The organism is Spirosoma jeollabukense (assembly GCF_054777855.1).
Map to the genome: position 1 here is coordinate 203,604 of NZ_BAAHAD010000011.1, position 13,360 is coordinate 216,963.

Consider the following 13,360-nt stretch of genomic DNA (forward strand, 5'->3'; position numbering starts at 1 on the left):
CGTTTCTCATAAAAGATTTGTGCGGCCACTCAGCGATGGGTGGCCGCTATTGTTAGTACCCCCACCGATTTGCACCCCGCTTTAAGCAACTCAATAGCACAAGCTTCAATGGTTGCCCCCGTTGTAAGTACGTCATCGACTACAACGACGTTTTTTCCTTCTATTTCTTTATAATTTTCTACAGAAAAAACTGTTTTAACGTTTTCCCAGCGTTCGAGCCTGTTCTTTTTGGTTTGCGATTCCTTGAAGCGGTTACGTTTCAATACATCTGTTCGACACGGTATATTAAGAGACTCAGACAAACCTTGAGCAATATAGTCTGCTTGGTTGTATCCCCTTTGCCGCAGGCGACTCTTGTGCAATGGAACACCAATTAGTATGTCTATTTTATTTACAAGCGTACTATCTACCCTTAATTGATGCCCGTACCAGCTCGCAATCGTTTTAGCAGCTTCTTTGCGGCCTTTGTATTTAATGCCATGAATTAGTTTTTGTATAATACCGCCTTTGGTAAAATAAACGTAAGAAGCAACAAACTGGATAGGCACTTTCCCCGCAAATTTGTTAAGTAAGTGCTGATTATAAGGAGCAACATGCTGGCCTGTTTCGGGTAGGTTTATTCGACATGTCGCACACAGTACTTGCTCGTTTGCGCTTAAAGATTGATTGCAGCCTAGACAGAGCGTAGGAAAGAGGAGATCCGTAAAATCGACTACAAGCCCAATAATAAATCGAAATACCAAGAACATTCGTTAGATACTATAAATCGTTGTAATTTAGAGATAACAATAACGTAATGAACGTGGTGGAAGAAAAAAGTATAGATAAAGTGTGGGAAGGGTTACTTAATCAACTTCAATCGTTGGTAGGAAAACGCCCAGCTGATCTTAATGCTGTTCTATTTTTAATTGGCGTACAAGAGCTTGGAAAGGGCCCTATTCGTTTTTCTAAAGAAGCAAAACAGGACCTCATGCACATCGCAGTATGCAGAGTACTTAGCCAATCAGATTATTATACATTTGAAGGGTATGATAAAGATGGGTGGCCTCAATGGACACTGGCAAAACCGGTTCCAGTTGGTGATCTCTTATCTCAGGAAAATTTCTTAAAACAACACGTCATTCAGTATTTCGAGTCTCTCCTAGTTTAACTACTCAACCTGAATTCGTATGCAATCATCAACTGCCTATACAACGCTTCTGCAACGTATTGACGAGTATAAAAGACGCTATTTCCAAAATCAGCTGGTAAAGGGCAGTTTGCTTTTTATTGCCTTGTTGGGTACAGGTTATTTATTTATAAACACGGCTGAGTTTGTTGGACGATTTAATTCGGCAGGACGTGGCGTTTTATTTTTTGGTTTTTTACTCACAATACTTATTGGTCTCTATGTGCTGGTGGGGAAACCACTGCTAAGCTTATATGGCCTCAATAAACCTTTGACTAATGATGAAGCAGCTAAACAAATCGGGACCTTTTTTCCAGAGGTAGGGGATAAGTTACTGAACACACTTCAGCTCCAACGCATATCATCCGACCAAAGTGATTTGCTCCAGGCTAGTCTTAATCAGCGGTCGCAGCAGTTGTTGATCAACCGATTTGCCAATGCCATACAAATTAGTCGTAACAGGCAATTTCTAAAATATGCGATTCCACCGCTCGCGTTGATCTTGTTAATTTTAGTGGTTAATCCAGCGTTTTTTACCAAGTCATCAACGCGGCTTGTTAACTATAATAAAGAATTTGTCGAAGAAGCGCCTTTTCAATTTGTTGTTCAAAACAAGTCGATGAAAGCTTTCCGAAACGAAGATTTTCCATTGTCGGTAAAGATTAACGGCGATGTTTTACCACAGGCCGTTTATGTTGTGGCGAATGGAACACGGTTTAAGCTTGAGCAGAAAGGTGACACTTTCACCTATAACTTTGATAATCTTCAACGCGATTTAGACTTCCATTTAGAGGCCTCTGGCTTTAATTCTCCATCGTATAAAATTGCGCTGATTGATCGTCCGGCTGTGCTTTCGTTTAACGTACAGTTGACGTATCCAGCCTATCTTAATAAACCATCAGAACAACTTTCTAACGTTGGCAATCTGCTGGTACCACAAGGAACTGTTGTGAACTGGGAGTTTGTAGCTGACCATACAGACTCTCTTCTCTTCCGATTCAACACTGACTTAAAGCCAACACCAGCTCACCTGGAGGAAGCAAATAAGTTTGTTCTCAATCGCCGGCTGATGCAAAATGCTCAGTATACGGTCTCGCTTAAAAACGGACAGATTTCCTCCCCATCAACAATACAATACAACGTTCAGGTTATTCCAGATCGCTATCCCCAAATCTCAGTCGACCGGATTCAGGACACAGTAACCTATAATTATATTGCCCTTTCTGGGCTTGTTTCGGATGATTATGGCTTCTCAAAAATGCGGTTGAATTACAAAATCAATCGCAATGGGAAAGAGTCACCTACCTATGGCAAGGACATTCCCGTTAATCGTTCCACTACGTCTCAGAACTTCGTTTACAACTGGTCGCTGGATAGTTTGATGCTTGGACAGGAAGATCGATTGGAATATTTTGTGCAGGTATGGGACAACGATGGCGTTAATGGGCCTAAATCCAGCCGGTCGAATCAGCTAAATTTTGTGATTCCATCAAATGCCGAAATTCAGAAACAGGTCGATAAATCGGCGGAGAAAACCGAGCAGCAAATAGACAATGCGCTAAGTAAGACGCAGGAGATTAAGAAGGAGCTGAACCAGATGGAAGACCGGATGCGCACTAAAAAGACATCCGACTTTCAGGATAAAAAGCAACTTCAGGACATTCTCCAAAAGCGGGAAGAGTTGATGAAGGAAGTGCAGAAACTGCAGGAACAGCTTCAAAAAACGAACGATACCCAGCAACGCTTCGCTGAGAAAAACCAGGCCATGAAGGATAAAATGGAGCAGCTACAGAAGCTATTCAACGAACTCATGGATCCCGAATCCAAACAGCTATACGAACAATTAAAGCAGTTGCTGGAGCGTAAGCAGGACGAGAAAGCATCTGATATGCTCGAAAAGCTAAGTCGCAAGGAGAAGAATATGGAACGTGATCTAGACCGTGCCTTAAAGCTTTTCAAGCAAATGCAGTTGGAGCAGAAGGTTAATAATATAGCGGAGAATCTGGAGAAACAGGCCGATAATTTAGAGAAGCAAGCGGAGGAGAATAATAAGAAAGACGAGACATCTCAGGAGCAGGAGAAGCAGCAGGAGAAGTCTCAGGAAGATTTTAAAAACACACAGGATCAACTAAAGGAACTGGAGAAACAGGCAGAAAAAGATGATTTGAATAAGCCAGATCCTTCTGAAAAAGAACAGGAGGATATCAAAAAAGAAATGGAGGAAGCGACAAAAAGCATGAAAAGTGACCAGGGCAAGAAAGCTGCTTCCTCTCAGAAAAAGTCGGCTAAATCAATGCGAGCTATGAGTAAAGCCATGAAAGAATCCATGCAGTCTTCGGAAATGGAAGAGATGCAGGAAAATATGGATGACTTACGAAATATCCTCGATAATCTCATTACGCTATCTTTTGGACAGGAACGAGTGATGAAAGATTTCAGAGGCATGAGTTTGCAGGATCCGCGTGTTACAAAGCTTTCCCAGGAGCAATTGAAGCTACAGGACGATGCGAAAATCATTGAAGATAGCCTGAACGCGTTAGCTAGTCGTGTGGTACAAATTCAATCATTTGTTACTCGAGAATTAACGAACATGAAGTCATATATGGACGAAAGTGTTCAACAATTGCGTGACCGTCGCTTAAACATGGCTTCCTCTAAACAGCAGTTTGCCATGACCTCCATCAATAATTTAGCACTTATGTTGAGTGACGTATTGAAAAATATGCAACAACAAATGAATGCTATGGCAATGCCAGGGAAAGGCAAGGGAGACAAAAAGGGCAGCAAGCCGGGTGATGGTGAAATGAGTGAGATGCAAAAGCAACTCAATGGAAAAATGAAAGAGCTTCAAAAAGGAGGTAAATCGGGAAGGGGGTTATCGGAAGAACTCTCCGAGATGGCTGCCCAACAAGCGATGATCCGTAGTCTCCTGAAGAAAATGGAGGAGAATGCAAAGGGGACTGAGGCTGGTAAGCAACAGGAAAAGCAGGTTAAAGAGTTAATGGAAAAGATGGATGAAGCCGAAACCGATTTAGTCAACAAACGAGTCAATCCAACTACCATCAATCGCCAGAATGAAATTTTGACTCGTCTTCTTGAATCCGAAAAAGCCCTCAAGCAACAGGAGGAAGATCCAAAACGGGAAGCTGAAGCAGCCAAATCAGTCAAACGTAGTACACCAGCTTTTTTTGATTCCACGAATCTTCAGAACAAAACAAAGCAGGTCGAAGTACTTCGCTCTGTGACGCCGAACTACAATTTGTTTTACAAAAAAGAAGCCAATCAGTATTTGCAAAAAGTGAGTAAGTAGTTTCTATCTCACTTTAAAACCGCAGACTTGGCACAAAGGTCTGCGGTTTTTTGTTGCCAGTGTATTGCAAATCCTATCACGTTTTATCTTTCCGACAACTTTTGACAATTTTGTGAAAAGTTTCCACGTGAAACATTTTTTAAAAATTAACAGAAATGTATTCTTCATACGATGTCATTGTAGTGGGAGCAGGCCATGCTGGTTGTGAAGCCGCAAGTGCAGCAGCAACCATGGGTTCAAGCGTTTTACTTATTACAATGAATATGCAGACTATTGCCCAAATGTCCTGCAACCCAGCTATGGGTGGAGTTGCCAAAGGCCAGATTGTGCGTGAAGTCGATGCCTTAGGCGGCATGTCGGGAATAATTAGCGATAAAAGCATGATTCAATTCCGAATGCTAAATCGCTCGAAAGGTCCCGCCATGTGGAGTCCAAGATGCCAAAGTGATCGAAACGTATTTGCCTGGGAATGGAGAAAGGCATTGGAAGAAAACAGAAATATTGATTTTTGGCAAGATACCGTCAATGAAGTCTTAGTTAAAGATGGACGGGTTACTGGTGTCAAAACAAGTTTAGGCGTCGAATTTTTCGCTAAATCTGTTGTCCTGACAAATGGTACTTTCTTAAATGGAAAGATGTTCATCGGCGAAAAAGTATTTGGTGGAGGTCGAACAGCCGAACGTTCTGCAACGGGATTAACGGAACAATTGATCAGTTTGGGTTTCGAATCGGGCCGTATGAAAACCGGAACACCACCACGTGTAGATGGACGGAGCTTAAACTACAACTTGATGGAAGAGCAGCTTGGTGATGAAAAACCAGGCAAGTTCTCTTACACAAATACGCCTAGTCTAACCAAGCAACGTAGCTGCTGGGTTACCTATACAAATCAGGCAGTTCATGATGAGCTAAAAACGGGCTTCGACAAATCACCCATGTTCACGGGACGAATCAAAGGATTAGGACCACGTTACTGCCCATCTGTCGAAGATAAAATAAACCGTTTCGCGGATAAAGATAGACATCAGATTTTCGTAGAGCCAGAAGGTTGGGATACAGTGGAAGTCTATGTAAATGGTTTCTCGACATCCCTACCGGAGACCGTTCAATACAACGCACTACGTAAAATCCCGGGTTTTGAAGACGTACGTATGTTTCGGCCGGGTTATGCTGTTGAGTACGATTTCTTTCCACCTACTCAATTAAAGCCAACTTTAGAAACTCAATTAGTGCACAATCTCTTTTTTGCAGGCCAAATAAATGGGACAACAGGCTATGAGGAGGCAGCTTGTCAGGGGCTGATGGCAGGTATTAATGCACATCGAAACGCAAACGAAGAAGCCGAGTTTACCATCAAACGATCCGAAGGATACATAGGCGTTTTGATTGATGACCTAATTACCAAAGGTACAGAAGAGCCTTATCGCATGTTCACATCACGGGCGGAGTATCGAACGCTTCTTAGGCAGGACAATGCTGACCTGCGGCTTACTGAGAAAGGATATGCAATTGGTCTGGCATCTCAGGATCGCTATAACACGATGACCGCTAAACGAGATGGTATCACCGAGTTAATCAAATCAATTCGGGCTGCTAAAGTAAGACCAGAGGAAATAAACGGTTGGCTCGAAAGCAAGGGAAGTGCTACGTTACGTGAGAAAAGCAGTTTTTATACGTTACTAAAGCGTCCAGAAATTGAACAGGAGGAGGTGAAAAACCTACTAAAATTAGTTGCTGACATGCCAGAGACTAGGGTAGGGGAGGAGGTGATTGAACAGGCCGTTATTGAAATAAAGTACGAAGACTATCTTAATCGTGAAAAACAGAATGCTGATAAGTTAGACAAATGGGAAAATCTATCAATAAATCCCACATTTGACTATGACAGATTAAAGGCTCTTTCGTTCGAAGGAAAGGAAAAATTAAAACGATTACGTCCTTCTACTATTGGTCAGGCATCTCGAATTAGCGGTGTCAGCCCGTCCGATGTTTCCATTCTACTGGTCTATATGGGTCGGTAATTTGTTTCGTTCAGGTTCTGATTAGATCGTATCTATCTATAATCAGAACTTTATTAATTTCATCAAGACTACTCACTGTGTTAGAAACTGTAAAGCACTGCCCTGTTTGTGGCAACACTACATTCAATCCATTTTTAATCTGCACAGATTATCTAGTAAGTAATCAGAATTTCGCTATCCAGCAGTGTCATAAGTGCAGTTTTCGATTTACCAATCCTCGACCTGACACTGATTCAATTGGTTCCTATTACAAATCGGATCAATACGTATCGCACAATGATGAAAGCAGTGGATTGATAAATACAGCCTATCGATTAGTGCGAAACTACACGTTACGGTCAAAATTGAGTTTAATCAAAAAACTAAATGGAGGTAATGCGGGGAATATTTTAGATGTAGGCTGTGGAACGGGCGCATTTTTAGAAAGTTGCCGGTCGGGCGGCTGGCAGATAACGGGAATGGAGCCAGATGATGACGCTCGCGCTACAGCCATAAAAAAACTGCGGGCTGAGATCAAGCCAGACCTAAAAGCATTAGCAGGCGAACAGCCATTCGATATAATTACCCTTTGGCACGTACTTGAACATATCCCCACATTAAACGAGACAATTCCGGACCTGCACAAATTACTTGCCGAACAGGGGACATTGTTAATTGCAGTGCCAAATTCCGATTCTTATGATGCGCATACGTTTAAGCAATACTGGGCAGCATACGATGTACCCAGACACTTATACCATTTTACACCCTCCACTATAGAACCCCTTTTTAGGAAACATGGCTTTAAACTAATTGATCAACGGCCCATGCTGTTCGATGCATTTTATATAGCCATGCTAAGCACTCGGTATCAAACTGGCAAAACTGATTATTTGAAAAGTATGCAGGTTGGTTTATCATCTAATGCCAAAGCTAAACGAACCGGTAATTATTCCAGCCTGATCTACCTCTTTAAGAAAGCCTAGTTATCCACTTGATTTTCTGAATAATATCTCTTTCCCATATCAATCCGGGAAAGGTCAATTCTAAATTAAAAAAGTTAAACTTTAGTGTGAATAAGCATGTGTATAACCAGGCAAGAGGTGTGGAAAACTTGTTCACAAGCAGATGTATTGGTGTGGACGAGTAGCGAAGTAATCCACATAGCTTTTTTAAAAGGTAGTATGTGTGGAGAAACTCATACATATCACAACTCGCTCCACAAATTTTCCCCAGTTAAAAGTGTGCATAAAATCTATACACAAATCCACAGATATAAAATAACGAGAATGTGGATAAAATGTTATTTACTTAAAAATGAATAGATTACAAGTGGATAAGTAAAGTAAAGCTTGTGGATATCTTGCTACTTTTATCCACATTGACTAACTTAAAAAGTGGACAACATATTTGTACACATATCCACATAGCTAATAGGTATAATAACGTTTCTTTTAAAAAGCTTTTTTATAAAATGTTAATAAGGTCAAAAGTCATTATTGCATTGCTATGGATGTTGTCAATGGGGTTGGCCTGGGGACAGACTGGAGCGACGTTGGCTGAAGAATACTATAAAGCCGGCGAATTTGAAAAAGCAGCCAACGAATATGCCAAACTGTTGAAAACAGACATAACGTGGGATAAAGTGTCACGGTACGTGTACAGTTTACAAAAAAGTAATAAAACAGACGATGCAGTCAAGTACTTACGCAAGCAACATCGTAGTGATGAACCCAATCGGGCCTATTATGATCTGTTGACTGGCCAAATAGCAACACAACAAGGGGACACAACGCAGGCAAAGGCACATTATACCGCAGCCATTCAAGCAAGCAAATCGTCGGTTCCTAAACTTGAAAAGATTGCAGCTGCCTTTAACGAAGCAGGAGAGACGCGCTGGGCAATTCAATCGTTTGAAACGATACGTGACGTCAGCAAAGATCCAACGGCTCACAGTGAGGATTTAATGAGCCTATACAAAGCAACTAGTCAAACTGAAAAAGCGATTAACGAAATCATTATTACTAGTAAGCAGCCAGACAAGAAAGAAACCGTTTTAGCCGCACTACAGGGCTTTATTAACACAAAAGATGAACCACTTGTGGAAAAAGCCTTATACTCTAAGATTCAGCTAGAGCCGAATGAATTGGCGTATAATGAACTTCTAATCTGGTATTTTGTCCAGAAGCAAAAGTTCAGCCGCGCTTTGCTACAGGAAAAGGCTACCGATAAACGCATGAAATTGAATGGTAGTCGGGTCTATGACCTGGGCATGCTGGCCATGAATAACAAGGAATATAAAACAGCGGCTGAGGCATTTGAATACATATACACAACTTATCCACAAGGCCAGCTTTATCCGTTTGCACGCCGACTCGTTATCAACGCTCGGGAAGAGCAGGTGAAAAACACATATCCAGTAGATAAGCTTGAAATTCGAAAACTCATTGGCGATTACCAACGAATGCTACAGGAGATCGGTACAAACGTAAAAACGCTCGAAGCGCTACGTAGTACCGCTAACCTATACGGCAATTATCTGGATAGCAAAGATACAGCCCTAACTGTGTTGGACATGGCCATTGATTTGGGAAAAACGGACAAAAACTTTGTTGATCGCTGTAAACTTGACAAAGGTGATATCTACTTGCTCAAAGGAGAGCCTTGGGAATCTACCTTACTGTATTCGCAGGTTGAAAAATCCCAGAAGGAGGAACTGTTAGGTTATGAAGCCAAGTTAAAAAACGCTAAACTTCATTATTACCGAGGAAATCTAGCCGTAGCTAAAGATTTGCTCGATGTATTGAAACTGGCCACTTCCCGTGAAATCGCTAATGACGCTGAGCAACTAAGTTTATTAATTGTGGATAACACCGGCTTAGATAGTACAGAAGCAGCCATGCGTGAATATGCGTCAATTGATCTATTGCTCTTCCAGAATAAAACCGACGAAGCTGTGAGTGCGCTGAATCAGATGTTGACCAAATATGCTGACCATAGCTTAGTGGATGAAATCCTATGGTTGCGAGCCAATACGTATCTGAAACAGGGTAAAACAGCTGAAGCACTTGAAGACCTAAAGAAAATCGTTAGCAAATATCCCAATGACATTCTGGGAGATGACGCACTCTATACTCAGGCAAAAATTTATGAGGAGCGTCTGAAAGATAAAAATGCAGCTATGGAAGCTTATCAAAAAGTGTTAACCCAGTATCCCGGAAGCATATATGGAGCCGAAGCACGTAAACGCTTCCGGGCATTACGGGGCGATACAGTTAATTAGTTGTACACAAAGAATAGTAGTTTTGAACAGAGTTATCCACAAAAAAGGCCGATCTCTAATAGAAATCGGCCTTTTTTGTGGATAACTCTGTTTTCTATACGACGGTTTGAAGTAAAGATTCTTTGAAAGCTTCATAAAGAGCGGGAATATAAATGCTTTGCTTCGTTCGATTTGCCAAAACGGCTAAGCGCTCGGGTACATCAACTGGCTTATTTAATATAGACTCGACTAAAGGCTTAAACTTAGATGGATGCGCAGTTGCTAGAGCAATACCCATAAAATCGCCCTTGGTTTCGTTCATATAGGTTTGCAAGCCCATTATACCAATAGCCGTATGAGGACAGGAGACGTAACCAAACTGATCAAAAATCTGTCGCATGCCAACCCGTGTTTCATCGTCATTGTAGAAATAGCCAGAAACATTTGCTTTGAAGCGGTCATAATCGTCGTCGTAAAGATGTGCTAATCGAACAAAATTACTCGGACTTCCCACATCCATAGCATTTGAAATTGTAGCAATGGAAGGCTTGGGAGAATAAATACCAGTTTTGAGGTAAGTCGGTACAACGTGATTCAAATTAGTTGCTGCAACAAAATGAGCAATTGGCAAACCCATTTGCTGAACCATAGCACCAGCACTCAGATTACCAAAATTGCCACTTGGCGTCGAAAAAACGACAGGCTTTTTCTGTTGACGGACTTGGCCATACGCTCGAACGTAGTAAAACCCTTGAGGAATGAGCCGAAAAATATTAATCGAATTAGCGGAGGACAAAGACAATTGAGCATTCAGCTCAGCATCAACAAAGGCTTGCTTCACGATAGCCTGGCAATCATCAAAAGAACCATCTACCTCGAAAGCCTGCACATTACCGCCAAGCGTAGTGAGTTGTTTTTCCTGTAATTCGCTAACACGCCCACTAGGATATAAAATCGAAACGCGAACGCCCGGCACGTTATGAAAGCCCATGGCAACGGCTCCGCCTGTGTCGCCAGAAGTTGCAACGAGAATATTTACTTCTTTATCACTTTGCTTCGAATAGTAAGACATCAAAGCAGCCATATAACGTGCTCCAACATCTTTAAAAGCCAAAGATGGCCCATGAAATAACTCCAGAACCCCCATTTTACCAGGTTCCAGTTCAACAACTGGCGTATCGAATGGAAACGCGTGATGGGTAAGCTCTTCTAAATCTGCGTTACTTATTTCAGTGCCAAATAAAGCCTGACTAATGGCAAAACCAATATCGGCTAGAGATTGTCCTGCAATAACTTTAAAGAAGTCAGCCCCCAAATGGGGTAGGGATGTTGGCATGTACAAACCCTTATCCGAAGGCATACTATGAAAAAGAGCTTCCCTGGCAGTTACCGTTGTTTGTGGGCTATTTGTGCTGTAAAAACGCATAAGTAAAGTCAAAATAGGATAACAAAGTACGTTAAATCAGCTCAATGAATCGAATTTGAACTAATGAAATGTGGAAAACAAATGTGGATAATTGGATAAATGTGTATGAATTGGATACGTAACGTAATCCGTAAATTTGTAAAAACTCGTACACATCATCATGTCTTTCGGATTATTTAACGTACCAACACCGGCCAATGAACCGGTTAAAGAGTACCGCCCCGGTTCACCTGAGCGTGAAGCACTTAAACTAGCCTTACAGGATTTTCGCTCACAGGAAACCGATATTCCCATGTATATCGATGGACAGGAAGTTCGTTCCGATCGAAAACTTCGAGTTGCTCCTCCACATGATCATCAGCATACACTTGGCTATTTTTATGAAGGTGACAGTCAGCATGTTAATCAGGCGATTGAAGCTGCTTTAGCAGCAAAAGACGCTTGGGCAAATTTGTCATGGGAGCATCGGGCAAGTATTTTCCTGAAAGCTGCCGATCTTATTGCCGGTCCTTACCGCGCTCGAATTAATGCGGCCACCATGCTGGGTCAATCGAAAAATGCGTATCAAGCTGAAATTGATTCAGCCTGCGAACTGATTGACTTCTTACGCTTCAATGTTCACTACGCGACGGATATTTACCGACAACAGCCTAATTCATCACCTGGAGTCTGGAATCGATTGGAATATCGTCCACTTGAAGGCTTTGTGTTTGCATTAACACCGTTCAATTTCACGGCTATAGCTGGGAACCTGCCTACTTCCGCTGCCTTAATGGGCAATACGGTTGTGTGGAAACCCGCATACACGCAAGTCTTATCGGCTAAAGTAATAATGGAAGTGCTTCTGGAAGCCGGTTTGCCAAATGGAGTTATCAACCTTATTTATGTGGATGGGCCAGTTGCTGGTGAGGTTATATTTAATCACCCTGATTTTGCTGGCATACACTTTACGGGTAGTACACGTGTTTTTCAACAAATTTGGGGAACAATTGGCGCTAATATTCACAAATACAAAAGTTATCCACGTATTGTAGGCGAAACGGGTGGAAAAGATTTTGTGCTGGTACATGAATCAGCGGATTCCGACGAGGTAGCTACCGGCTTGGTGAGAGGAGCTTTTGAATACCAGGGCCAGAAATGCTCAGCTGCATCTCGTGCCTATGTTCCATCTACTCTTTGGCCAGCCATTGAGGCCATGATGAAACAATTCTTAGGCGAAATAAAAATGGGCGTGACTGAAGATTTTACTAACTTCATTAACGCCGTAATTGACGAAAAATCGTTCAAAAAAATTACTGCCTATATCGATGAAGCAAAGCAAAATAGCCAGGTAAATATTGTATCAGGAGGTAATTACGATGGATCAAAAGGGTATTTTGTAGAGCCAACCGTATTGAAAGTGAACGATCCAAAGTACAAGACCATGTGCGAGGAAATTTTTGGTCCTGTCCTGTCTATATATGTTTACGAGCCCTCTGACTTTGAAAATGTAGTAAAACTGGTGAATGATACGTCACCTTATGCGCTCACAGGATCAATCTTCGCTAAAGACCGTTATGTGATCGAACAAGTCTCGCACAGCCTTCAGAGTGCTGCGGGAAACTTTTATATCAATGACAAACCAACGGGAGCTGTTGTAGGTCAGCAACCCTTTGGTGGCGCTCGCGCATCGGGGACAAATGATAAAGCAGGCTCAGCTTTAAACTTATACCGTTGGGTTTCAGCTCGTACTATAAAAGAGACCTACGTATCGCCAAAGCATTATGGATATCCCTTTCTGCAAGGAGAATAAATCTTTTAAAAAAAGTTTAGAGCAACACTTGCATTTAGTATAAAAGTCTCTTAATTTTGCACTCCCAAATCAGGGGGAAAGAGTTGATAAAAATGTGTAAAAGCCTTTTTATCAATAAGTTAAGAAATAAAGAGTTACGTAACTAACGAAAATATTTTTTGACTTTTTCTTGACAAAGAAAGTTAAGTGCCGTACCTTTGCACTCCCAAATATAAAGAAGGTCAACAACGGTTGACCACCATCTCGAAAGAGAGACAGTTCTTTGACATATTGACATCAATAGGTTAGCACTTAATAAGGCTATAAACATCGAGATCAGCTTCGGTTGATCTCAAACATATTTACGATGGAGAGTTTGATCCTGGCTCAGGATGAACGCTAGCGGCAGGCCTAATACATGCA

The 13,360-nt window shown here is 41.7% G+C and carries 8 protein-coding genes; 6 read left to right on the top strand and 2 right to left on the bottom strand.

What is annotated here, in order from left to right; all coding sequences use genetic code 11:
* Positions 1-29: 29 nt before the first annotated feature.
* Positions 30-749, bottom strand: a complete 720-nt coding sequence (locus ACYVEA_RS28410; protein ID WP_461116801.1) for a ComF family protein — start codon at positions 747-749, stop codon at positions 30-32.
* Between the two features lie 47 nt (positions 750-796).
* Between ACYVEA_RS28410 and ACYVEA_RS28415 the strand changes: the two genes are divergently transcribed.
* The 5 genes from ACYVEA_RS28415 to ACYVEA_RS28435 all read left to right on the top strand — a co-directional run bounded on the left by ACYVEA_RS28415 (position 797) and on the right by ACYVEA_RS28435 (position 9,761).
* Entirely contained in the window at positions 797-1,150 is a 354-nt protein-coding gene (locus ACYVEA_RS28415) for a hypothetical protein (protein ID WP_461116802.1), read from the top strand.
* A 19-nt stretch (positions 1,151-1,169) separates the two neighbouring features.
* Complete coding sequence (locus tag ACYVEA_RS28420; RefSeq protein WP_461116803.1) at positions 1,170-4,478, top strand: DUF4175 family protein; 3,309 nt, start codon at positions 1,170-1,172, stop codon at positions 4,476-4,478.
* Positions 4,479-4,633: 155 nt separating this feature from the next.
* Positions 4,634-6,499, top strand: coding sequence for a tRNA uridine-5-carboxymethylaminomethyl(34) synthesis enzyme MnmG (gene mnmG, locus ACYVEA_RS28425; RefSeq protein WP_461116804.1), 1,866 nt, complete (start codon positions 4,634-4,636; stop codon positions 6,497-6,499).
* A 77-nt stretch (positions 6,500-6,576) separates the two neighbouring features.
* A complete protein-coding gene (locus ACYVEA_RS28430; RefSeq protein WP_461116805.1) occupies positions 6,577-7,464 on the top strand; it encodes a class I SAM-dependent methyltransferase in 888 nt (295 codons plus the stop codon).
* 377 nt (positions 7,465-7,841) lie between these two features.
* A complete protein-coding gene (locus ACYVEA_RS28435; protein WP_461116815.1) occupies positions 7,842-9,761 on the top strand; it encodes a tetratricopeptide repeat protein in 1,920 nt (639 codons plus the stop codon).
* A gap of 94 nt (positions 9,762-9,855) precedes the next feature.
* On the opposite strand, the gene thrC is transcribed toward ACYVEA_RS28435, so the two are convergent.
* A complete protein-coding gene (gene thrC / locus ACYVEA_RS28440; RefSeq protein WP_461116806.1) occupies positions 9,856-11,166 on the bottom strand; it encodes a threonine synthase in 1,311 nt (436 codons plus the stop codon).
* 160 nt (positions 11,167-11,326) lie between these two features.
* Between thrC and pruA the strand changes: the two genes are divergently transcribed.
* Entirely contained in the window at positions 11,327-12,958 is a 1,632-nt protein-coding gene (gene pruA / locus ACYVEA_RS28445) for an L-glutamate gamma-semialdehyde dehydrogenase (RefSeq protein ID WP_461116807.1), read from the top strand.
* The last annotated feature ends 402 nt before the right edge of the window (positions 12,959-13,360 follow it).

Coding starts and splice junctions, on each gene's coding strand:
- pruA (WP_461116807.1), top strand. CDS start 11,327: ATGTCTTTCGGATTATTTAACGTACCAACACCGGCCAATGAACCGGTT.
- mnmG (WP_461116804.1), top strand. CDS start 4,634: ATGTATTCTTCATACGATGTCATTGTAGTGGGAGCAGGCCATGCTGGT.
- thrC (WP_461116806.1), bottom strand. CDS start 11,166: ATGCGTTTTTACAGCACAAATAGCCCACAAACAACGGTAACTGCCAGG.
- ACYVEA_RS28410 (WP_461116801.1), bottom strand. CDS start 749: ATGTTCTTGGTATTTCGATTTATTATTGGGCTTGTAGTCGATTTTACG.
- ACYVEA_RS28415 (WP_461116802.1), top strand. CDS start 797: ATGAACGTGGTGGAAGAAAAAAGTATAGATAAAGTGTGGGAAGGGTTA.
- ACYVEA_RS28420 (WP_461116803.1), top strand. CDS start 1,170: ATGCAATCATCAACTGCCTATACAACGCTTCTGCAACGTATTGACGAG.